A 22076-nucleotide genomic window follows, 5' to 3' on the forward strand; every position below is an offset into this window, starting at 1 on the left:
GATGTCTCCTGACCGTAGCCCGGATGCAATCCGGGGCTTTTGAGTGGGGTGTCCCCGGATTTCATCCGGGCTACGACGCTGCTTCTAGCAATCTATCGGGCCGTGATGGAGCGTCTGGCTGCTAGGCGGAGGTCGGTTCGACGAGCGCAGTTGCCGTCTGGCAATGAGCATCGGCGAATCGGCCTCCAACAACGCAGACGGGCGCTTCAGCGCGGCCGTGCCACGGTCAGTGGCGGAAGTGACGCATACCGGTGAACACCATGGCGATGCCGGCCTCGTCGGCCGCAGCGATGACTTCCGCATCGCGCATCGAACCGCCCGGCTGGATCACCGCGGTGATGCCGGCCTTGGCCGCGTTGTCGATGCCGTCGCGGAACGGGAAGAAGGCGTCCGAGGCCATCACCGCGCCCTTCACTTCCAGGCCGGCGTGCTCGGCCTTGATCGCGGCGATGCGTGCGGAGTTGACGCGGCTCATCTGGCCGGCGCCGACGCCGACGGTCTGGCGGTGCTTGGCATAGACGATGGCGTTGGATTTGACGAACTTGGCCACTTTCCAGGCGAAGATCAGGTCATGCACTTCCTGCTCGCTCGGCGCGCGCTGGGTGACGATCTTCAGGTCGTCCGCGGTGATCATGCCGATGTCGCGGCTCTGCACCAGCAGGCCGCCGTTGACACGCTTGAAGTCCCAGCCGGCGGCACGTTCGGCCGGCCATTCGCCGCACTCCAGCAGACGCACGTTGGCCTTGGCGGCCACCACGGCGCGGGCTTCGGCAGAGACTTTCGGGGCGATGATCACTTCGACGAACTGGCGCTCGACGATGGCCTGGGCGGTCTCGGCGTCCAGCTCGCGGTTGAAGGCGATGATGCCGCCGAAGGCCGACTCGGTGTCGGTGGCGTAGGCCAGGTCGTAGGCCTTGCGGATGCCGCCTTCGTTCTCCGGCACCACGGCCACGCCGCACGGGTTGGCGTGCTTGACGATCACGCAGGCCGGCTTGACGAAGCTCTTCACGCATTCCAGCGCGGCGTCGGTATCGGCCACGTTGTTGAACGACAGTTCCTTGCCCTGCAGCTGCACGGCAGTGGAGACGCTGGCCTCGCCCTTCTGCGCTTCCACGTAGAACGCCGCGCTCTGGTGCGGGTTCTCGCCGTAGCGCATTTCCTGGGCCTTGATGAACTGGCTGTTGAAGGTGCGCGGGAACTGGCCGCGGTCGTCGGTGCTCAGGGTGTCGCGAGTTTGCTCGATGGTGCCCAGGTAGTTGGCGATCATGCCGTCGTAGGCCGCGGTGTGCTCGAAGGCCTTGAGGGCCAGGTCGAAGCGCTGGGCGTAGCTCAGGCCGCCGGCCTTCAGCGACTCGACGATGCCGGCGTAGTCGCCGGCATTCACCACGATGGCCACGTCTTTGTGGTTCTTCGCGGCGCTGCGGACCATGGTAGGGCCGCCGATGTCGATGTTCTCGATGGCGTCGGCCAGGTCACAGCCCGGCTTGGCCACGGTGGCGGCGAAGGGGTAGAGGTTGACCGCCACCAGGTCGATCGGCTTGATGCCGTGCTCTTCCATCACCGCGCCGTCCAGCGCGCGGCGACCGAGGATGCCGCCATGGATCTTCGGGTGCAGGGTCTTGACGCGACCGTCCATCATTTCCGGGAAGCCGGTGTAATCGGCCACTTCCACCGCGGCGACGCCGTTGTCCTTGAGCAGCTTGTAGGTGCCGCCGGTGGAGAGGATCTCGACACCGAGGGCGACGAGCTCGCGGGCGAACTCAAGGATGCCGGTCTTGTCGGAGACGCTGATCAGGGCGCGGCGAACGGGAAGGCGGGTGGTCTGGTCGGTCATTGCAAAGTCCATCGGAGCTGGAGATTCAGTGAAAAGGGCGACCGCTGGGGTCGCCCTTTTTCAGATATTCGAGGCTTAGAGCAGGTCGTACTGCTTGAGCTTCTTGCGCAGAGTGCCGCGGTTCAGGCCGAGCAGTTCGGAGGCCTTGGTCTGGTTGCCCTTGACGTAGTTCATCACGGTTTCCAGCAGCGGCGCCTCGACCTCGGTCAGTACCAGGTTGTAGACATCGGTCGCATCGGCACCCTCGAGGTGCGCGAAGTAGTTGTGCAACGCCTTTTCCACGCTGTCGCGCAGGGACTGGCCCTGCTCGAACGGGGTGGCGAGGTGCTGCTTCAGGTTGGCGTTGTCGCTCACGGGTACTGCCCCATCAAAAACGGATTGCTCAAAAAACGGCTCGGTCATCCTCGTCATGCGGCCACCCCTTCTCGTTTGTTGTTCTGCTCGGCGAAGAACTGCCGAACGGTGGTGCCTTGCGCGTCCGTACTTTCCAGACGATTGAATTCGGCGCGGAATTCCTTCGCACCGGGCAGAGTCGCCAGATACCAGCCGACGTGCTTGCGGGCGATGCGTACGCCCATGTGCTCGCCGTAGAAGGCGTGCAGCGCGGCCAGGTGCTCCAGCAGAATGCGTTCTACTTCGTACAGCGTCGGCGCCGGCAGCTCCTTGCCGGTGGCCAGGAAATGGGCGATCTCGCGGAAGACCCACGGCCGCCCCTGCGCCGCACGGCCGATCAGCAGGGCATCGGCGCCAGTGGCGTCGAGCACGGCGCGGGCCTTGTGCGGCGAATCGATGTCGCCGTTGGCGAACACCGGAATGGAAACCGCCTGCTTGATGGCGGCGATGGTGTCGTACTCGGCCTCGCCGGTGTACAGGTCGGCGCGGGTGCGGCCGTGCACGGCGAGGGCGGCGATGCCGGCCTGCTCGGCGATCTTCGCCACGGTGATGCCGTTCTTGTTGGCGCGATCCCAGCCGGTGCGGATCTTCAGGGTCACCGGCACGTCGACGGCGCCGACCACGGCCTCGAGGATCGCCGTCACCAGCGCCTCGTCCTTCATCAGCGCCGAGCCGGCGGCCTTGTTGCAGACCTTCTTGGCCGGGCAACCCATGTTGATGTCGATGATCTGCGCGCCCAGTTCGACATTGCGACGGGCGGCCTCGGCCAGCATTTCGGGATCGCCGCCGGCGATCTGCACCGAGCGCGGCTCGGGATCGCCCTGGTGGACCAGGCGCAGGCGCGACTTGCGGCTGTTCCACAGGCGCACGTCGCTGGTGACCATCTCGGACACCACCATCCCGGCGCCGAGGCGGCGGCACAGCTGCCGGAACGGCTGATCGGTGACGCCCGCCATGGGGGCGAGGATCAGCGGGTTGGGCAGTGTGTATGGGCCGATGCGTACCACCGACATGGTCATCCCTGTTGTCTCGAGGGCCGTTTCGGGCAATGGCGTAGCCCGCCACTTGGTGAAACGGCGATCGGGGGAGTGCGAAAAAGGGAGGGCATGATACCCGCTCTCGATGACCGGATAAAGGCTGTTTTGAACAAATTATGAGCAGCCGTCGGGTTATCGCCTTTGGCTAGGTCGAACGGCGCAAAGGCCGGAAATACGGCGCTTGCAGCCTACTCGGGGGAGTGGAAACTGAGGCTGTAGTTGACGGCCTTGGCGCCCGGGTCCTTGATCTCCAGCGAGATGTGGATGGGCGTCTGCGGCGGCATCTCGTCCTGACCGGCCAGTTCCCCGCCGAGGTATTCGCTGGGGCGGAAGCGGCTGCTGGCGATCAGCTGGCCGTTGAGGTCGGCGAAGCGCAGTTCCAGCAGTGGGAAGGGCTGGGCGAACTGGGCGCGGTTGTAGAGGATGGCGTCGACCATCAGCGCGTCCATGTATTGCGGATGGCTGCGCACCACCAGGTTGGTGCTGCGGATCTGGGCGATGTCGACCTTGGATGGCAGGGTGCAGCCGATCTCCGGGCAGAGGGTCTCGAACCAGGGGCGGTACTGGTCCTGACGGGCCAGCTCCTCGAAGTGGTAGACCACGTACTGGGTGACCAGGGCGCCAGCGGCGATCAGGTTCAGCAGGCCCCAGCCTATCCAGCGGCCCCAGGGCTTCTTCGGCTGCTGCCAGTCCAGGTGCAGCGGATCGTCGTTGAGATCGAGCAGGCTGTCGTGGCGCACGGCCGGCTCGCTGCGGGCGGGCTTCGCCGCGGGCTCGGCGGCGATGCCGTAGTCGCCGTCGCCGATTTCCTCGGCTGCGTCGTCGTCAGGTTCGCCCAGCACGGGCTCCGCGCGCTCGCGCGGCGGCTCCTGTTTAGGTGCGGGGCTCGGCTCGATCCTGACAGGCGCCTGCTCGGTCTTTTCCGGCAGCGGCTCGGGGCGCGGGCGCGGCGGCGCCGGCGCGGGGGGCGGCTCGTCCTTGATCAGCGATTCGGCCCAGCTCTCGTCATGCGGGTCGTGGTCCTGCTCGGCAGCCAGCAGGTGCTCGGCAGGCTTGGGCGCGCTGTCCATCGCCAGAAACTCGCGGGACAGCTGCAGCTCCTGCTCCTCGAGCTTGGCCAGCTCCTCGTCCAGGTCGAGGCTGTCCAGATCGAGGTCGTCGTGAATCCACAGGGTATCGACGGATTTCTTGTCCGTCGGCGCCGCTGGCGATGGCGGCGGCTCGACCGCCACACTGGGTGCAGGTGCAGGTGCAGGTGCAGGTGCAGGTGCAGGTGCAGGTGCTGGTGCAGGTGCAGGTGCAGGTGCAGGTGCTGGTGCAGGTGCAGGTGCAGGTGCAGGTGCAGGTGCAGGTGCAGCGGGGCGCGCGGGTTGCGGCTCCGGCTTGGCGGCAGCGGGTTTGTTCGCCCGGTTCTGGTCCACCAGCAGTTGCTGGGCGGCATTGAACACGCGCATGCATGCCCCGCAGCGCACGGCGCCATGGGCGGCGCCCAGCTGTGCGCGACTGATGCGGAAGCTGGTGCGGCAGTGGGGGCATTGAGTGACGAAGCTGTCGGTCATGCGGCGGTCCGTGCGAAACAGGGCGCTAGTTTACCCAAGCAGGTGCAGGGATAGACAAGCTCTAGGCGCGTTTGACGCCGCTGATGCGAACCCAGCCGTCCTTGATCGCGGTGGGATCGAGGTCGAAGGCGTCGGCATAGGCCGCCCGCACTTCGTCGGCCTGCTCGGCGAGGATGCCGGACAGCGCCAGGCGGCCGCCGGCTTTTACCAGAGCGGTGATCTGCGGCGCCAGCGATACCAGCGGGCCGGCCAGGATATTGGCTACCACCACCTCGGCCGGCTGCTGCGGCAGGTCGGCCGGCAGGTAGACCGGGAAGCGCGCCGGGTCGATGCCGTTGCGCGAGGCGTTGTCGCGCGAGGCCTCCAGGGCCTGCGGGTCGATATCGGTGCCGAGGGCCTGCGGTGCGCCGAGCAGCAGGGCGGCGATGGCCAGGATGCCGGAGCCGCAGCCGAAGTCGAGCACGGTGCAATTGGCCAGCTCCTGGCCGTCCAGCCATTCCAGGCACAGCGCGGTGGTCGGGTGGGTGCCGGTGCCGAAGGCCAGGCCCGGATCGAGCAGCAGGTTGACCGCCTCCGGCTCCGGCGCGGCGTGCCAGCTCGGCACGATCCACAGGCGGCGGCCGAAACGCATGGGCTGGAAGTTGTCCATCCAGCTGCGTTCCCAGTCCTGATCGGCGATGTGCTCGATCTCGTGGGCCGGCAGCTCTCCGCCGGTGAGCAGCTGCAGGTGCGCGACCAGGTTGGCCGGATCGGTATCGGCCTCGAACAGGGCGAGCAGATGGGTGTTGGACCACAGCGGGGTGGTGCCCAGGTCCGGCTCGAAGATCGGCTGGTCCTCGGCATCCATGAAGGTCACCGACACGGCGCCGACGCCGAGCAGGGCGTCTTCGTAGGTCTCGGCCTGTTCGGGAGTGATGGCTAGACGGACTTGTAGCCAGGGCATGGCGGACCTCGTGTGCGGTAGGGCGTGGGCGCGCAGCTTACTCGAGAGCCCGCTTAAAATCTGCTGCGCGTCGGCAAGCGGCGTTGGAAACGCCTCGGGATACGGCGGCTCGGCTGCCTATTTACCCATTCTTGAACGGCGCGACCTTAGCTTTTTACGCTGGCGCTTCTGGTCATCGCGCCACCGTTTTGTTCGGCTCGCGAAATTTCAGGCGGACTCGGAGGCGTTAAACGACCAGGGCCGCCCGAAGGCGGCCCTGGTGAGCATCTGACTCACGGTCCGCCGACGATCGGCGGGCTGTGAGGCTCAGTGCTTGTCCATGCCCAGCTTCTTCTCCAGATAGTGGATGTTGATTCCACCCTTGAGGAAGCCCTTGTCGCGGGTCAGGTCGCGGTGCAGCGGGATGTTGGTCTTGATGCCGTCGACCACGATCTCGTCCAGGGCATTGCGCATGCGTGCCATGGCTTCGTCGCGGGTACGACCGTAGCTGATCAGCTTGCCGATCAGCGAGTCGTAGTTCGGCGGCACCGAGTAGCCGCTGTACAGGTGCGAGTCGACACGGATGCCGTTGCCGCCCGGCGCGTGGAAGTGCTTCACCTTGCCGGGGCAGGGCATGAAGTTGTCCGGGTCTTCGGCGTTGATCCGGCACTCCAGTGCGTGACCGAGGATCTTCACGTCTTCCTGCTTGATCGACAGCTTGTTGCCGGCGGCAATGCTGAGCATTTCCTTGACGATGTCGATGCCGGTGACCATCTCGGTGACCGGGTGCTCGACCTGTACGCGGGTGTTCATCTCGATGAAGTAGAAGCGGCCGTCTTCATAGAGGAACTCGAAGGTGCCGGCGCCGCGGTAGCCGATCTCGATGCAGGCGTCGACGCAGCGCTTGAGCACTTCGGCGCGGGCCTTCTCGTCGATCAGCGGGGCAGGGGCTTCTTCCAGGACCTTCTGGTGACGGCGCTGCAGCGAGCAGTCGCGATCGTACAGGTGGATGGCGTTGCCCTGGCCGTCGGACAGCACCTGGACTTCCACGTGGCGCGGGTTGCCGAGGAACTTCTCCAGGTAGACCATCGAGTTGCCGAAGGCGGCGCCGGCCTCGGTGCGGGTCAGCTTGGCCGACTTGATCAGGTCTTCTTCCTTGTGCACCACGCGCATGCCGCGACCACCGCCGCCACCGGCGGCCTTGATGATCACCGGGTAGCCGACCTCGCGGGCGATACGCAGCGCTTCTTCTTCGTCTTCCGGCAGCGGGCCGTCGGAGCCGGGCACCACGGGCACGCCGGACTTGATCATGGCGTCCTTGGCCGAGACCTTGTCGCCCATCAGGCGGATCACGTCGGCGGTCGGGCCGATGAAGGCGAAGCCGGAGTTCTCCACCTGTTCGGCGAAGTCGGCGTTCTCGGCGAGGAAACCGTAGCCCGGGTGGATCGCGGTGGCGCCGGTGACTTCGGCGGCACTGACGATGGCCGGGATGCTCAGGTAGGACTGGGCACCCGGCGCCGGGCCGATGCACACGGTCTCGTCGGCCAGGCCCAGGTGCATGAGTTCACGGTCGGCGGTGGAGTAGACCGCCACGGTCTTGATATCCAGTTCCTTGCACGCGCGCAGGATGCGCAGGGCGATTTCGCCACGGTTGGCGATCAGCACTTTTTCCAGCTTCTGCATTACCGGCTCCCCGTCATCAGACGATGGTGAACAGGGGCTGGTCGTACTCAACCGGCTGGCCGTTCTCGACGAGGATCGATTCGATCACGCCGCTGGTCTCGGCCTCGATGTGGTTCATCATCTTCATGGCTTCGACGATGCAGAGGATGTCGCCCTTCTTCACGGTCTGACCGACTTCGGCGAAGTTGGCGGAGGTCGGCGAGGCGGCACGGTAGAAGGTGCCGACCATCGGCGAGCGCACCACGTGACCGTTCAGCTTGGCGGCGGCCGGAGCGCCGGCTTCGGCTGGGGCGGCGGCAGCGACAGGCGCGGCGGCCGGAGCCGGAGCGGCTGCGTATACCGGTTGCGGGGCGTAGGCCGGTTGCTTGCTGTGGCGGCTGATGCGTACGGACTCTTCGCCCTCGCGGATTTCCAGTTCGTCGATACCGGACTCTTCCAGCAGCTCGATCAGTTTTTTGACTTTACGGATATCCATAGTTTTTCAACTCCCAAGGGTGAGGTCAGGGGCGTTCTAATTGTTCCAGGGCGGCCTCCAGGGCCAGGCGGTAACCGCTGGCGCCAAGGCCGCAGATCACTCCCACCGCTACGTCGGAGAAGTAGGAGTGATGGCGGAAGGGTTCGCGCTTGTGCACGTTTGACAGGTGCACTTCGATGAATGGGATGCTCACCGCCAGCAACGCGTCACGTAATGCGACGCTGGTGTGGGTGAAAGCGGCTGGATTGATGAGGATGAAGTCGACTCCCTCGCCTTTCGCCGCATGAATGCGCTCGATCAGTTCGTACTCGGCATTGCTCTGCAGGTACAGCAGGTGATGGCCGGCGGTACGCGCGCGCTGTTCCAGATCCTGGTTGATCTCGGACAGCGTGGTGGCGCCGTATTTGTCGGGTTCGCGGGTGCCCAGCAGGTTGAGGTTGGGGCCGTGCAGCACCAGGAGGGTGGCCATGGGCGCTTCCTTGTTGTTCTGACCTTGGAATGGCCGGGACTATGCCGAAAGCGCCGGAGGCTGTCCAGTTGCCGGGAGTAGTCGGCACGATGGACGAAATTTACGGCAGAAATATGACGTCGTCAGTTCTGGCGGGAGGCGGCGCGGGTCAGGCGGTCGGCGAAGTCGGCGGCGCTGATTTCACCTACGACACGCAAATCCGACCATTCGTCACCCTTCGGCGCGAAGAACAGGATCGCCGGCGGCCCGAACAGCTGGTAGCGGTCGAGCAGGGCGCGCTGGTCCTCGCGGCTCTCGGTGATGTCGAAGCGGATCAGCCGGTAGTCGCCCAGCTGCGCGGTCACGGCCGGCGCGGTCAGCACCTCGCGCTCGATCACCTTGCAGCTGATGCACCAGTCGGCGTACCAGTCCAGCAGCAGCGGCTGGCCGGCGCCCTTCGCCTCGGCCAGGGCGGCGTCCAGTTCGGCGGGGGTGGTGACGGTCTGCCACTGGCTGTGCTCGGCACGCGCCGTCGAGGCTTCGGCAGCTGCCTGGGCATGGCCCAGCGGGCGCAGCGGATCGTTCTGGCCCTGCAGCGCACCGACCCAGGCGATGACGGCATAGACCAGCAGCGGCAGGCCGATCAGCTGCGCCAGCTTCTGGTGATGGGTCTTGGGCGTCAGCTCCAGCACGCCGAGCCACAGGGCCACGCCGGCGGCCAGCAGGCCCCACAGCGCCAGGGCGACCGGGCCGGGTACCACGCGCTCCAGCAGCCACACGGCGACCGCCATCAGCAGCGCGCCAAAGGCATTGCGCACGGTCACCATCCACGGGCCGGATTTCGGTAGCAGCGTGCCGCCGCCCACTGCGAACAGCACCAGCGGCGCGCCCATGCCCAGGCCCAGTGCCAGCAGCTTGAGGCCGCCGCCGAGGGCGTCGCCGCTGGCGCTGATATAGAGCAGGGCACCGGCCAGCGGCGCGGACACGCAGGGCGATACCAGCAGGCTGGAGAGCACGCCGAGCGCCGCCGCGCTGAAGACGGTGCCGCCCTTCAGGCGCTGGCTCAGGCCCTGCAACGGGCCGTCGAGGGCGGCGGGCAGGCGCAGTTCGAAGAAGCCCAGGCTGGCGGCGCCGAACAGGGCGAAGAAGGCGGCGAAGGGCACCAGCACCCAGGGCGATTGCAGGCGCGCCTGCAGGTTGAGCTCGGCGCCGAACAGGCCCATCAGCGCGCCGAGGATGGCAAAGCTGATCGCCATCGGCAGCACGTAGGCCAGCGACAGCACCAGGCTGCGCGCGCCGCCCGGCTGGCCGCGCAGAACCACGCCAGTGAGGATCGGCAGCATCGGCAGCACGCAGGGCGTGAAGGTCAGGGCCAGGCCGCCGAGGAAGAACAGTGCCAGCTCCTTCCAGGTCCAGCCCGTCTGCGCCGGTGCGGGCGCTTCGGCCGGGCGGCTGGTCTGCGCCTTGCCCTGGCCGTCGACCTCGATGCGCTCGGTTTCCGGCGGGTAGCACAGGCCCTTGTCGGCGCAGCCCTGGTAGCTGACGTGCACGGTGAAGGGCAGATCGATGGGATTGTCGATCGGCAGGGGCACGTCGGTAATGCCGTAATACACCTCGACGTCGCCGAAGTATTCGTCGTGCTTGGGCGCGCCGGCCGGCAGCACGGCCTCGCCCTTGGCCAGGTCGCTGGGCTCGATGCGGAACTCGAAGCGATGGCGGTAGAGGTAGTAGCCCTCGGCGTTGACGAAGCGCAGCTTCACCGACTGGGCGTCGGCGCTCACCAGGCTGAGGCGGAAGGCCTCGCGCACGGGCAGGAAGTCGGCGCTGTTGTTCAGCGGGGCGTCGTCGATGACGCCGCGCGGCGCCGGATCGTCGAACAGGCCAGCCAGGGCGGGCAGGGTGAACAGCAGCAGGAACAGGGGCAGCAGACGGCGCATGACGGGCTCGCACGACGGACTTGGCCGGCATCATACCCAAGTCGGGCGGTGAGCCCCAGGCGACGCGCTGGCGCAGGGCGTTAACGGATATTGCCGGCCGATGTGCGGCGAGGTCAGACGCGGAAGGCCTGCACCGCCGTATTCAGGCGTCCACCCAGCTGCAGCAGTTGCTCGCCCTGGGCGCGACCGTCGCCGATGCGTTCCAGGTTGTCGCCGCCCAGGTTGTGGATGCGTTCGCTATGGTCGCGGATCTCGCTGGCGGCGCCGCCCTGCTGGGCGGTGGCCTCGGCGATGCGCTGGGCCATGCTGGCGATGGTGCGGATGGCCACGACCACCTCGTCCAGTGCGCCGTCCGCCTGTTCGGCCTGGCCGGCGGTGGCCTCGGCGTGCTCGACCTGGGCGCGCATGGCGGTGACCGATTGCTGGGCGGCGTTCTGCAGGCGCGCGATCAGTTGCTGGATTTCTTCGGTGGCGCCGCTGGTGCGCTGGGCCAGCGAGCGCACCTCGTCGGCGACCACGGCGAAACCACGCCCGGCCTCGCCGGCGCGCGCCGCCTCGATGGCGGCGTTCAGCGCCAGCAGGTTGGTCTGGTCGGCCACGCCGCGGATCACCGTCAGCACCGAGCCGATGGTGGCCGTCTCGGCGGCCAGCTGTTCGATGGACTGGGCGTTGCCCTGCACCTCGCCGACCAGCGCGTGCAGCCCGGCCAGGCTCTGTTCGATCACCCGCTGGCCGTGCTCGACGGCGCGGCTGGCGTCGTGGCTGGCGTTGGCGGCCTGGCTGGCATCCTCGGCGACCTGGGCGATGGTCGCCTCCAGTTCGCCGAGCGAATCGCGGATCAGCGCCGTGTCGGCCAACTGGCGCTCGGCGCCGCCGTGCAGGCTCTGGCTCATCTCGGCCAGCACGCGGCTGCTGCCGGCGACCTCGCCGGCGTGCTGGTGGATGGTGCCCACCAGCTCCACCAGGTAGCGACGCAGGCGATTGAGCGAGTCTTCGATGTCGCGTATCTCGCGGGTACGCGAGTCCAGTTTCACCTCGCCGGAGAAGTCGCCGGCGGCCCAGGCGCCGAGTTCCGGCGCCAGGCGCCCGAGCAGGTTGCTGAGGCGACGCTGGATGCGGTCCAGGCCCAGGGCGATGAGCAGGATCAGGCCGATCACCAGGCCCTGGACCAGGCGTACCTCGAACTGGATGCGGCCATGCTCGGCACGCACCTCCGGCTCCAGCGCGGCCAGGGCCTGCTGCAGGCCGTCGACGCGGGCGGCGCTGGCCGCGGCCAGGTCGGCGCGCTGGCGGATCAGCTCGCGGGTGCGGGCGAGTTCCGAGGGGTAGCGCTTGATCAGGCTGGCCAGCTCGCGCTTGAGCGCGATGCCCTTGTCCTCGGCCTGCTCCTGCTCGCCGCCGGCGTCGAGGCCGAGCAGGGCGGCGAAGTTGTTGCCGGCGTCGGCGCTCTCGGTCACGCCGAGCAGCGGCAAGGCTTCCAGCTCGTTGGCCAGCTGCGCCAGCGCGGCGACTTCGCGCTCGACGTCGGCGGCCAGCTCTTCGCGGCCGCTGCTGACCAGCTTGCCGCGCACGTGGGCCAGGCGCGCCAGATGCTGGGCGGCCTGGAACAACGGCTTGTGGTAGGCCATGGCCTGGGCGTTGCCGCTCTCTTCGGCGTAGCGCTGCAGCTGGTCGAGATTGCCGCCGATCTCCCGTTCGGCCTGCAGCAGCAGGCCCTGGGGGTCGCCGGCCAGCTTGCCGGCGGCGAGCAGGTCGCGGGCGACGAACTGGCTCAGGCCCGCCAGGCTCGGGCGCAGGTCCTCGGCCAGGTGCTGCGGCAGTTCGCCGAGGTGGCCCTCCAGCTCGGCGATGGCCTCCTGCGCCTCCTTGTGGCGCAGGGCGTCGCCGCGGCTCAGGTAGGCCTGCACGTTGTTGGCGATGCGTTGCTGGAATTGCTGGGACAGGGCGAGGTAGCGCTCCATCAGCAGATAAGGCCGCTCCAGCGCACCCTCCGACCACCAGAGGGTGCCTCCCAGTGCCAGGCAGGCGGTGACGAGGAGGGCGGTAGAGAGGTTGGTGATCTGCTTGAGACGCATGTTCGGCACCATAAAAACTGCTGAGGTGGTGCCTGGAAGGTTATTGCGGTTTGGTTGCAGCCTGATGACAGCGTGATCTGGTTCACGCTTCGCCGACGAACACCTCGACCCGGTCGCGACCGCCGCGTTTGGCGACATAGAGCGCTTCGTCGGCCTGTTTGGAGAGGATGTTGATGTCCATGTCGTCCTTCAGCTCGGCGATGCCGCAGCTGAAGGTACAGGTCAGGTCATGGGGCTGGGCCGGGTAGTGGATCTCGGCGAAACGCCGGCGGATCTCGTCGAGCACCTTGGCCGCGGTGGCGGCGTCGGTGTCCGGCAGGACCACGGCGAATTCCTCGCCGCCGTAGCGGCCGATGTGGTCGGTCTTGCGCAGGCGCTGCTTGAGGAACAGCGCCAGGCTCTTGATCACCCGGTCGCCCATGGGGTGGCCGTAGGTGTCGTTGACCTTCTTGAAGTGGTCGATATCGATCATCGCGAAGGTCAGCGGCTGGCTGTCGCGGCGCGCGCGGAAGCGTGCGTCCTCGAGCAGCTGCAGGGTGTGGGTGTGGTTGAACAGCCCGGTGAGGCTGTCGCGCACCATGCGCGCCTTGAGGTTGCGTGCCCGCGCGGCGCGGTTGCGCACGGTGGCGATCAGATGGCGCGGCTTGATCGGCTTGGTGAGGAAGTCGTCGCCGCCCTCGCTCATGGCGTCGAGCTGCTTGTCCAGGTCGTCCTCGGCGGACAGGTAGATGATCGGCACGCTGACGTAGCGGTCGTTGTGGCGGATCACCTTGGCCAGCTCGGTGCCGTTGCACTCGGGCATGTACATGTCGAGGATGATCAGGTCGGGCTGGAACTCGGCCAGCTCGGCCATGGCCTGGATCGGCTCGGTGAGGGTACGGGTGACGATGCCCGCGCTGTTCAGCACGCGCTCGGTGTGGGTGGCCTGGGCTCGGGAGTCGTCGACGATCAGCACCTTGTAGGGGTCGTAGTGGACCACGTTGGTGAGGATCTCGATGCGCTCGATCAGGCCGGAGGCGTCCAGGGTGCCGGTGAAGAATTCCTGGCCGCCGGCGCGCACGGCGGCCAGGCGGGTCGGGGTGTCGACGTCGTCGTGGCTGAAGAACAGCAGCGGCAGCTTCTGCTCCAGGCCCTGCTGGGCCTCGTCGGCCAGGGTCAGGCCCATGCCGGGGCCGGCGAAATCCACTTCCATCAGAATCGCCGCCGGGTGGCGCTCGGCCATGGCCGCGCGAAAGGCGTCGGCGCTGTCGAGGGGCTGGGCGCTGAGGCCGAAGAATTCCAGCTGGCGGGTCAGGCGCTCGGCGCGGGCGAGATCCTGCAGGGCCACGTAGACCGGCTTGCGCAGCGGCGGCAGGAAGGTCTGCTCGTACTGGTCGCCATGCCGCAGCCCGGTGCGCGACAGGCGCTGCATGAGCTGGTTGAGCTCGGTGATCAGCTGGCTGGTGAGGCGACCGCGGTTGGCCTCCACGGCCTCCAGGCACTGGCCGACGGAGCGCGCCAGCTGGATGTGCAGGTCCTGCTCGAAGCGTTCGGCGTAGCGCAGCAGGCCCAGGTTGGTCTCGACCAGCTCGGCCATCACGCTGGCGCTCCACTCCTCCTGCTGCAGGCGCTGCCACACTTCCAGAACCTGCCGCGCCTGGTAGATCACGCGCTTGGCGAAGTGTTGCTTGAGCCGGTCGCGGCTGGGGTCTTCGTGCTCGGTCATGATGGACATCTGAACGTTGCTCAGCCTGGAAGGCTGGATGATGGCGTGATGCTACCACCAGTGATTGCCCTGAAAACAACCTTCGGTCATTTGACGCCAAATTTCCAGCTTTTGGCCGAATCGACGCCCTGTATCGCATTCGGCACCTGCGTTGCCCTGGGGGTTCACTTATAGTGCAGGTCAACGATCTGCCGCGGATGAGGTCGGATCAGGCGAACACGCAAGCAAGGACCAAGATCATGCTGGACTGGAAAAATCGCGCGGACGCGCCGCGTGGCGGCAACACCAACGACTCGGCGGACGGCGTTCGCAGCTATTTCGCTGGCGGCTGGGTGGGCAAGACACTGGGCACGCTGCTGGGGCTGTACCTGCTGGCCGCGCTGCTGGTGGGCTGGTACTGGAGCGGCGAGCCGGCACTGTTCCCGGTGCAGCAGCATGCCCAGGCCTCGGCGGAGCAGGCGCAGCGCAAGCTGGTCAACGGCTACACCACGGTGGAAACGCTGAAGCGGGTGTCCGAGACACTGCTGACCAAGCCCGGCGGCTATCTCTCCAACGACATCGCCCCGCCCGGCCTGTGGCTGGACAACATGCCGTCCTGGGAGTACGGCGTGCTGGTGCAGGTGCGCGACCTGTCGCGGGCGCTGCGCAAGGACTTCGCCCGCTCCCAGTCGCAGTCCACCGAGGACCCGGACCTGGCCAGGGCCGAGCCGCGCTTCAACTTCGACAACAAGAGCTGGGCGCTGCCGGCCTCCGAGGCCGAATACCGCGCGGGCATTCACTCGCTGGACCGCTACCTGGCCCAACTCACCAGCGGCGACCAGTCGCGCACCCAGTTTTACGCCCGTGCCGACAACCTGAACAACTGGCTGGGCGACGTGGCCACGCGACTCGGTTCGCTGTCCCAGCGGTTGTCGGCCAGCGTCGGCCGTGTGCGCCTGAACACCGACCTCGAACCCAACCAGCCGGTGCCCGAGGGCCAGGTGGTGCCGGTGCGCGAGGAAGAGGTGAAGACTCCCTGGCTGCAGATCGACAACGTGTTCTACGAGGCCCGCGGCCAGGCCTGGGCGCTGTCGCACTTCCTGCGCGCCGTTGAAGTCGACTTCGCCGACGTGCTGGCGAAAAAGAACGCCACCGTCAGCGTGCGGCAGATCATTCGTGAGCTGGAGGCGGCCCAGGAGACCCTGTGGAGCCCCATGGTGCTCAATGGCAGCGGCTATGGCGTGCTGGCCAACCACTCGCTGGTGATGGCCAACTACATCTCCCGCGCCAACGCCGCGATCATCGACCTGCGTACCCTGCTGAGCCAGGGCTGATGTCCATCAGCGAGAGCGAGGCGGCGCACCGTGCCGCCTCCGACGCCGAGCGGGTGGCCTGGGTCGACGAGCAGGATCGCCTGCTCGGCGGCGTGCCGCGTGCGGAGCTGCGCGAGCGTGGGCTGATCGGTCGCGCCAGCTTCATCCTGCTGTTCAACACCCGCGGCGAGCTGTGCGTGCACCGCCGCAGTTTGAGCAAGGCGCTCTATCCCGGCTACTGGGACGTGGCTGCCGGCGGCATGGTCGACGAGGGCGAGAGCTACGCCGACTGCGCCGCCCGCGAGCTGGCCGAGGAACTGGGCATCGCCGGGGTGCCGCTGCGCGAGCATGGCCGCTTCTTCTTCGACGAGCCGGGCAATCGCCTGTGGGGCGCGGTGTTTTCCGCGGTGTCCGACGCGCCGCTGGTGCTGCAGCCGGAGGAAGTGCTCGAGGCGCGCTTCCTGCCGGCGGACCACGCCCTGGCCGAGGCGACACCCTGCTGCCCGGACTCGCTGCAAGCGCTCAGGCTCTACCTTGCCGACGGTTGAACCTTTTGGATGGCCTGATGCGCTGGCGAGCGATCAGGTCTGGGACGGAGGAGGCGATGGGGGCGTGTAGACGGTGGGCTGCCGCTGCGCGGCGAGGCCACCCTACGTCGCGCTGGGGCTCGTTGTGAGCGACGCAGAGTCGCGTCGCGCCTGGCCCAGCTGACCTCTTTATACGCGCCTAACCTCCGCTCGCTCTCTGGGTGCCGCCTACGCGAGAAAACCTGCTCGAGGTTGGCACGGACATCCTAGGGTGGCCTCGCCGTAGGGTGGCCTCGCCCCGCAGCGGCAGCCCACTATGCAAGGCCGTGGCCACTACTGGGGTAAGGCTGCACCTATTACCCCTATCGATGGAGAGGCGAGGGAATACGGAATTGGTTACCTGATCTCCGCCGCCAATGCCGCACCGCCTTTAACGAGCACGCCGGGAGTCCGGCGCGACACCGTAGGGCGGCCTCGCCGCGCAGCGGCAGCCCGCCATAACCCCCTACAACCCCCGCCGCCTGCGGTTTTGTGCAGTATTTCCGGGCGCGCTGTGCGCTTTGCCGCACGAGGTCGCCAATCCGTCGAACGATGGCGCAATTTTGCACTTAGCAGCCCGGCTTTTTGCCCGTACACTGCGCCACCTTTCAAGCCAGGCGCCCGCCTGGTTGCGCTGCCCCTGCCTGAGTGGGGCTTCGCGGTCGGTACCTTGCCGGCCAGTCGCTATCCTGACCCCTACGAGGAAAAGCCGGTGGTCAAGAAAGCTTCGTCGTTCTCCGCCCTGGGCGGTCTCGTCTATTCCACCGACAGCGGTCGGCATTGCCCCGACTGCGGCCAGCCCGTGGACGCCTGCATCTGCAAACAGAGCCGGATTCCCGATGGCGACGGTATCGCCCGCGTGCGCCGCGAGACCAAGGGCCGTGGCGGCAAGACCGTCACCACCATCACCGGCGTGCCGCTGGCCGAGGCCGAGCTGAAGGAGCTGGCCAGCGCGCTGAAGAAGCGTTGCGGCTGCGGCGGCGGGCTAAAGGACGGGGTGATCGAGATCCAGGGCGACATGGTCGAGCTGCTGCTCGAAGAGTTGAGCAAGCGCGGCTTCAAGGCCAAGAAGTCCGGCGGCTGACGCGGCACTTCCTAAACTTCTCTGCAGGAAGGGCAGTCCACACTCCTGCAATCTTCTTTTGATGCATTACCAGCGCTGCCGGGGCGGCAGCCTTTTTTCGCCCACAGGAGACCTCGATGGCCGCAAGACGCACCCGCAAAGACGATGGCAGCCAATGGACAGTCGCGGACAGCCGCAGCGTATATGGCATTCGCCACTGGGGCGCCGGCTTCTTTTCGATCAATGATGCCGGCCGGGTGGAAGTGCGCCCGAACGGCGCCGACAGTGCCCCCATCGACCTCTACGCCCAGCTCGACGGCCTGCGTGGCAGCGGCCTGTCGCTGCCGCTCTTGGTGCGCTTCCCCGATATCCTGCAGTACCGCGTGCGCCAGCTGACCGGCGCCTTCGACGCCGCCATCGAGCGTCTCGAATACGGCAGCCGCTACACCGCGCTGTACCCGATCAAGGTCAACCAGCAGGAGGCGGTGGTGGAGAACATCATCGCCACCCAGGACGTCTCCATCGGCCTGGAGGCCGGCTCCAAGCCCGAGCTGATGGCCGTGCTGGCGCTGGCGCCGAAGGGCGGCACCATCGTCTGCAACGGCTACAAGGACCGCGAGTTCATCCGCCTGGCGCTGATGGGGCAGAAGCTCGGTCACAATGTGTTCATCGTGATCGAGAAGGAGTCCGAGGTGCAGTTCGTCATCGATGAGGCGGCCAAGCTCAAGGTCACCCCGCAGGTGGGCCTGCGCGTGCGCCTATCTTCGCTGGCGTCGTCGAAGTGGGCCGACACCGGTGGCGAAAAGTCCAAGTTCGGCCTGTCCGCCGCGCAGATCCTCTCGGTGGTCGAGCGCTTCAAGGCGGCCAAGCTCGACCAGGGCATCCGCCTGCTGCACTTCCACATGGGTTCGCAGATCGCCAACATCGCCGACTACCGCAAGGGCTTCCGCGAGGCCATCCGCTACTACGGCGAACTGCGCGGCCTGGGCCTGCCGGTCGATCACATCGACGTCGGCGGCGGCCTCGGCGTGGACTACGACGGCACCCACTCGCGCAACGCCAGCTCGATCAATTACGACATGGAGGACTACGCCTCCACCGTGGTCGACATGCTCAAGGAGTTCTGCGACCGCCAGGACATCCCGCATCCGCATATCTTCTCCGAGAGCGGCCGGGCCATGACCGCGCACCATGCGGTGCTGGTGGTGCAGGTGACCGACGTGGAGCGGCACAACGACGACGTGCCGGAGATCGACCCGGCCGTCGAGCAGCCGGAAGTGCTGCAGAACCTGATCGACCTGCTTGGCGACAGCGACCCGGAGATGGTCGCCGAATCCTACTGGCGCGCCACCCACAACATCGAGGAAGTGGCCGCGCAGTACTCCGCCGGCAAGCTCAACCTGACCGAAAAGGCCCTGGCCGAGCAGTGCTACTTCGCCATCTGCCGGCGCCTGCACAACCAGCTCAAGGCGCGCCAGCGCTCGCACCGCGCGGTGCTCGACGAGCTCAACGACAAGCTGGCGGACAAGTACATCTGCAACTTCTCGGTGTTCCAGAGCCTGCCGGACACCTGGGCCATCGGCCAGATTCTGCCGATCCTGCCGCTGACCCGCCTGGAAGAAGAGCCGCTGCGCCGCGCCGTGCTGCAGGACCTGACCTGCGACTCCGACGGCAAGATCCGCCAGTACGTCGACGAGCAGTCGATCGAGACCAGCCTGCCGGTGCACGAAGTGCGCGACGGTGAGGACTACGTGCTCGGCGTGTTCCTGGTCGGCGCGTATCAGGAGATCCTCGGCGACATGCACAACCTGTTCGGCGACACCGACTCGGTGAACATCTACCAGCGCCCGGACGGCAGCGTGTACCACACCGGCATCGAGACCCACGACACCATCGAGGACATGCTGCGCTACGTGCACCTGTCGCCCGAGGAGCTGATGACCTACTACCGCGACAAGGTGGCCGGCGCCAAGCTCTCGGCCAACGAGCGCGCCCAGTACCTGGACGCCCTGCGCCTGGGCCTGACCCGTTCCTCGTACCTGTCGACCTGAGTCGGGGCCGCCCGGTGCGCACGGCGCACCCTGCGGTAGGCCCTGCTCTGTTGGGGGCGTTGGCTGCCGCGCGCGCACCCAAAGGCAGTAGGTGCTTCGGTGCGCATGGCGCACCCTACAAAAGCGAAAAAGCCCGGCACTGGCCGGGCTTTTTCATGGCCGCTCGATCAGTTGAATACGCCTACGCCGCGCGCCATTAGGCTGGCCAGGAATGGCAGGCAGACCAGCAACAACAGCTCCAGGCGGATCACCATGAGTGTGCGCCTGGCCTGGGCGGGCGTGATGGTCGGGGCCTTGCCGGCCAGCAGGTCGTTGCGCCAGTTGAAGAAGGTCATGGTCGGCACGATCGACAGCAGGCCGACCAGGATGAACAGGCTGACCTTGGCGTGGAACACCCAGTTGTGCAGGTAGTACGCCCAGCCCTTGCCGAACCAGATCATCCGCGCCGCGCCGGTGAACAGCACCAGGCCGGCGGCGGCGCCGTAGGCCATGTCGATGCGCATCAGGCGGCGTGCCGTGGCGTGGTCCAGATCGGCGCGGAACAGGATGTGCTCGCAGGTGAGCAGGGCGAACAGCACGAATATCGACAGGTAGTGCAGGCTGGCGGCGATGGCGTCGGCCATGGCGGTCTCCTCAGAAGGCGTCGTCGTTGTGGGCCGTTCCGTCCGTGCCCTGCTTGGCACGGTACAGGGCGCGGGCGGCGCGTTCCAGCACCTGGGTCTGGGTCTCGCCCGGCTGCACCAGGGCGCTGCCGATGCTCAGGCCCAGCGACAGGCGCTGGCCGGCGGCCGTGACCGGCTCGTCGGCGATGGCCTTGCGCATGCGCTCGGCGATCTGCCGCACCTCGCCCGAATCGTGCACCGCCACCAGGGCGACGAATTCCTCGCCGCCCAGGCGCACCAGCAGGTCGTCCGGGCGCAGCGCCGCGCTCAGGCGCCGCGAGCATTCCCACAGGGCCTGGTCGGCGCCGGCCGGGCTGCCGTTTTCCTTGACCGTGCGAAAGCGCTCCAGCTCGCCATACAGCACGCCCAGGCTCAGCCCGGCATCGCTGGCGGCGGCCAGTTCGCGGGGGAAGAAGCGCAGCAGCGCGGTGCGATTCCACAGCTGGGTCAGCGGGTCGATCAGCGCCTTGCGCTGTTCGCGGTCCACCGTCTGGCGCAGCTTGCGGGTCTCGCCGGTCATGCGGCGCAGCTGCAGGTAGCCCTCGACCAGGGTGGCGAGGTCACGCAGGCGAAAGCGTTCCTGCTGGCTCAGGCCGCGCGGCTCGGGATGCAGCATGCACAGGGTGCCGATCGCCTGGTCGTCGCTGAACAGCGGCTGGCCGGCGTAGAAGCGGATGAAGGGCGGGCCGGTGACCACCGGGTTGTCGGCGAAGCGCGGGTCCTGCAGGGCGTCCTCCACCACCAGCGGGCTGCGCGCCGCCACGGCGTGGCCGCAGAAGGAAATGTCGCGCGGCGTCTCCGCCACCTCCAGGCCGATGCGCGCCTTGAACCACTGGCGGTCGCGGTCGACCAGGCTGATCAGCACCGTCTCCACCTCGAACAGCTCACGGGTCAGCCGCACCAGGGTGTCCAGGTACAGCTCGGCGGGGGTGTCGAGCAGGTCGAGGTCGTCCAGCGCCTGCTGGCGCTTCGGTTCGTCGAGGGGGCAGGGGGCAGGCAGCATGATGGTCTCCGCTCAGTGATTCGGGGCGAGCCAGGCGTTGCGTTGGCGCAGCAGCTGGGCCTGGATCGCCAGGCAGATGCCACGCATCGACATGAAGCATAGGAAAGCCAGCCACAGGCCGTGGTTGCCCAGGTCCTGCAGCAGCCAGCCGGCGAGCAGGCCCAGGGCGAGGCTGACCAGCATGGCGTTGCGCATCTCGCGGGCGCGGGTGGCGCCGATGAACAGGCCGTCGAGCAGGTAGCTCCACACGGCGATCAACGGCAGCAGCGCCAGGTATGGCAGATAAGGGTAGGCGGCCGCGCGCACTTCGACGATGTCGCTCTGCAGCTCGACGAACAGCCGGCCGCCGAGCAGGAACAGCAAGGCGAACGCCAAGCTGCCGAGCAGCGACCAGCCGCCGGCCACCACCAGCGAGCGACGCAGGGTGACGCGGTCGCCGGCGCCGATGGCGTGGCCGCACAGCGCCTCCACCGCGTGAGCGAGGCCATCCAGGGCGAAGGCGACGACCAGCAGGCCGTTGAGCAGCAGGGCGTTGCCCGCCACCGTGGCGTCGCCCAGGCGCGTGCCCTGCACGGTGATGAGGAAGAACACCAGGTGCAGTGCCAGGCTGCGGATCAGGATGTCGCGGTTCACCGCCAGCAACGCGCGCCAGCTGCGCCACTGGCTCAGCGTTCGCACGGGCAGGACGCCGGGATGGCGGCGCAGCGTGCGCCAGGCCAGCACCAGGCCGAGCAGGGCGCCGCACCATTCGGCGATCACCGAGGCGCGCGCCGAGCCGAGCACGCCCCAGTCCAGGCCGAGGACGAACCACAGGTTGAGCGCGACGTTGAGCAGGTTGGTGGTGAGCATCACCGCCAGGGCGCCGCGGGCGTTCTGGGTGCCGAGCAGCCAGCCGACCAGCGCGGCGCTGGCCAGGGTCGCCGGCAGGCCGAGCAGACGGGCGTGGAAGAAGTCGCGGGTCAGGGCGTCCAGCTGCGCCGAAGGCCGCATCAGCCGCAGCGCCAGGTCGCTCAGCGGGATCGCCAGCAGCCCCACCAGCAGGGCGATCAGGCCGGCCAGCGCCAGGCTCTGCAGCAGCACCCGGCGCAGCGCGCTGCCATCGCCGCGCCCGGCCGCCTGGGCGGCGAAGCCGGTGGCGCTCATGCGCAAAATGCCGAAGACGCCGACCAGCATGGCGTACAGGCTGCCGCCGACCACCACGGCGCCGAGCTGCTGGGTGTGCGGCAGATGGCCGATCACCGTGGCGTCCACCAGGGCCACCAGCGGCACCGAGAGGTTGGACAGGATCATCGGCGCGGCCAGCGCCCAGACCCGGCGGTGGGTCGGTGCGTGGCGCCAGGCGTCGAGCAGTGAGGGCATGGGGTCTCCGGA

Annotated in this window: 17 protein-coding genes and 1 pseudogene; 4 read left to right on the forward strand and 14 right to left on the reverse strand. The window is 67.6% G+C overall.

The features are described from left to right. Positions 1-226: 226 nt before the first annotated feature. The 11 genes and pseudogenes from purH to NF616_RS15790 all read right to left on the reverse strand — a co-directional run bounded on the left by purH (position 227) and on the right by NF616_RS15790 (position 14071). Positions 227-1834, reverse strand: coding sequence for a bifunctional phosphoribosylaminoimidazolecarboxamide formyltransferase/IMP cyclohydrolase (purH, locus tag NF616_RS15740; protein WP_252274240.1), 1608 nt, complete (start codon positions 1832-1834; stop codon positions 227-229). Between the two features lie 75 nt (positions 1835-1909). After that, positions 1910-2245: a DNA-binding transcriptional regulator Fis gene (gene fis / locus NF616_RS15745; RefSeq protein WP_252274241.1), complete on the reverse strand. Its 336-nt coding sequence runs from the start codon at positions 2243-2245 to the stop codon at positions 1910-1912. Further along, positions 2242-3240 carry a tRNA dihydrouridine synthase DusB gene (dusB, locus tag NF616_RS15750; RefSeq protein ID WP_252274242.1) on the reverse strand — a complete coding sequence of 333 codons (999 nt, stop codon included), beginning with the start codon at positions 3238-3240 and terminating at the stop codon, positions 2242-2244. Before dusB ends, fis begins: the two co-directional genes overlap by 4 nt. A 212-nt stretch (positions 3241-3452) precedes the next feature. Next, complete coding sequence (locus NF616_RS15755) at positions 3453-4823, reverse strand: DUF3426 domain-containing protein (protein ID WP_252274243.1); 1371 nt, start codon at positions 4821-4823, stop codon at positions 3453-3455. A 61-nt stretch (positions 4824-4884) separates the two neighbouring features. After that, a complete protein-coding gene (prmA, locus tag NF616_RS15760) occupies positions 4885-5766 on the reverse strand; it encodes a 50S ribosomal protein L11 methyltransferase (protein WP_252274244.1) in 882 nt (293 codons plus the stop codon). 306 nt (positions 5767-6072) lie between these two features. After that, positions 6073-7428: an acetyl-CoA carboxylase biotin carboxylase subunit gene (gene accC, locus NF616_RS15765; protein WP_252274245.1), complete on the reverse strand. Its 1356-nt coding sequence runs from the start codon at positions 7426-7428 to the stop codon at positions 6073-6075. A gap of 16 nt (positions 7429-7444) precedes the next feature. Continuing rightward, positions 7445-7903: an acetyl-CoA carboxylase biotin carboxyl carrier protein gene (gene accB, locus NF616_RS15770; protein WP_252274246.1), complete on the reverse strand. Its 459-nt coding sequence runs from the start codon at positions 7901-7903 to the stop codon at positions 7445-7447. A gap of 25 nt (positions 7904-7928) precedes the next feature. Continuing rightward, entirely contained in the window at positions 7929-8372 is a 444-nt protein-coding gene (gene aroQ, locus NF616_RS15775; RefSeq protein ID WP_252274247.1) for a type II 3-dehydroquinate dehydratase, read from the reverse strand. 122 nt (positions 8373-8494) lie between these two features. Beyond that, complete coding sequence (gene dsbD / locus NF616_RS15780) at positions 8495-10288, reverse strand: protein-disulfide reductase DsbD (protein WP_252274248.1); 1794 nt, start codon at positions 10286-10288, stop codon at positions 8495-8497. Between the two features lie 113 nt (positions 10289-10401). Then, positions 10402-10908: pseudogene (locus tag NF616_RS21445) on the reverse strand (methyl-accepting chemotaxis protein); the annotation flags it as partial. Between the two features lie 1537 nt (positions 10909-12445). Further along, the gene (locus NF616_RS15790; protein ID WP_252274524.1) at positions 12446-14071 is read right to left on the reverse strand and encodes a diguanylate cyclase; all 1626 of its coding nucleotides are present in this window, start codon (positions 14069-14071) and stop codon (positions 12446-12448) included. Between the two features lie 236 nt (positions 14072-14307). On the opposite strand from NF616_RS15790, the gene NF616_RS15795 reads away from it, so the two are divergent. The 4 genes from NF616_RS15795 to speA all read left to right on the forward strand — a co-directional run bounded on the left by NF616_RS15795 (position 14308) and on the right by speA (position 19040). Further along, positions 14308-15381 carry a DUF2333 family protein gene (locus tag NF616_RS15795; RefSeq protein ID WP_252274250.1) on the forward strand — a complete coding sequence of 358 codons (1074 nt, stop codon included), beginning with the start codon at positions 14308-14310 and terminating at the stop codon, positions 15379-15381. Beyond that, complete coding sequence (locus tag NF616_RS15800) at positions 15381-15908, forward strand: NUDIX hydrolase (protein ID WP_252274251.1); 528 nt, start codon at positions 15381-15383, stop codon at positions 15906-15908. Before NF616_RS15795 ends, NF616_RS15800 begins: the two co-directional genes overlap by 1 nt. Before the next feature lie 730 nt (positions 15909-16638). Further along, a complete protein-coding gene (locus NF616_RS15805; RefSeq protein WP_252274252.1) occupies positions 16639-17010 on the forward strand; it encodes a translation initiation factor Sui1 in 372 nt (123 codons plus the stop codon). A 116-nt stretch (positions 17011-17126) separates the two neighbouring features. Further along, positions 17127-19040 (forward strand): arginine decarboxylase, encoded by a 1914-nt coding sequence (gene speA / locus NF616_RS15810; RefSeq protein WP_252274253.1) that lies wholly within the window; start codon positions 17127-17129, stop codon positions 19038-19040. Between the two features lie 167 nt (positions 19041-19207). Here the strand turns inward: speA and NF616_RS15815 are convergent, their stop codons facing one another. The 3 genes from NF616_RS15815 to NF616_RS15825 are packed head-to-tail and all read right to left on the reverse strand — an operon-like array spanning position 19208 to position 22064. Beyond that, positions 19208-19663, reverse strand: a complete 456-nt coding sequence (locus tag NF616_RS15815; RefSeq protein WP_252274254.1) for a DUF2214 family protein — start codon at positions 19661-19663, stop codon at positions 19208-19210. A gap of 10 nt (positions 19664-19673) precedes the next feature. Then, positions 19674-20705 (reverse strand): sensor domain-containing diguanylate cyclase, encoded by a 1032-nt coding sequence (locus NF616_RS15820; RefSeq protein WP_252274255.1) that lies wholly within the window; start codon positions 20703-20705, stop codon positions 19674-19676. Positions 20706-20717: 12 nt separating this feature from the next. Then, positions 20718-22064: an MATE family efflux transporter gene (locus NF616_RS15825; RefSeq protein WP_252274256.1), complete on the reverse strand. Its 1347-nt coding sequence runs from the start codon at positions 22062-22064 to the stop codon at positions 20718-20720. Positions 22065-22076: the final 12 nt, after the last annotated feature.

It is taken from the genome of Pseudomonas subflava, assembly GCF_023823685.1.
GTDB classification, from domain to species: domain Bacteria; phylum Pseudomonadota; class Gammaproteobacteria; order Pseudomonadales; family Pseudomonadaceae; genus Aquipseudomonas; species Aquipseudomonas subflava.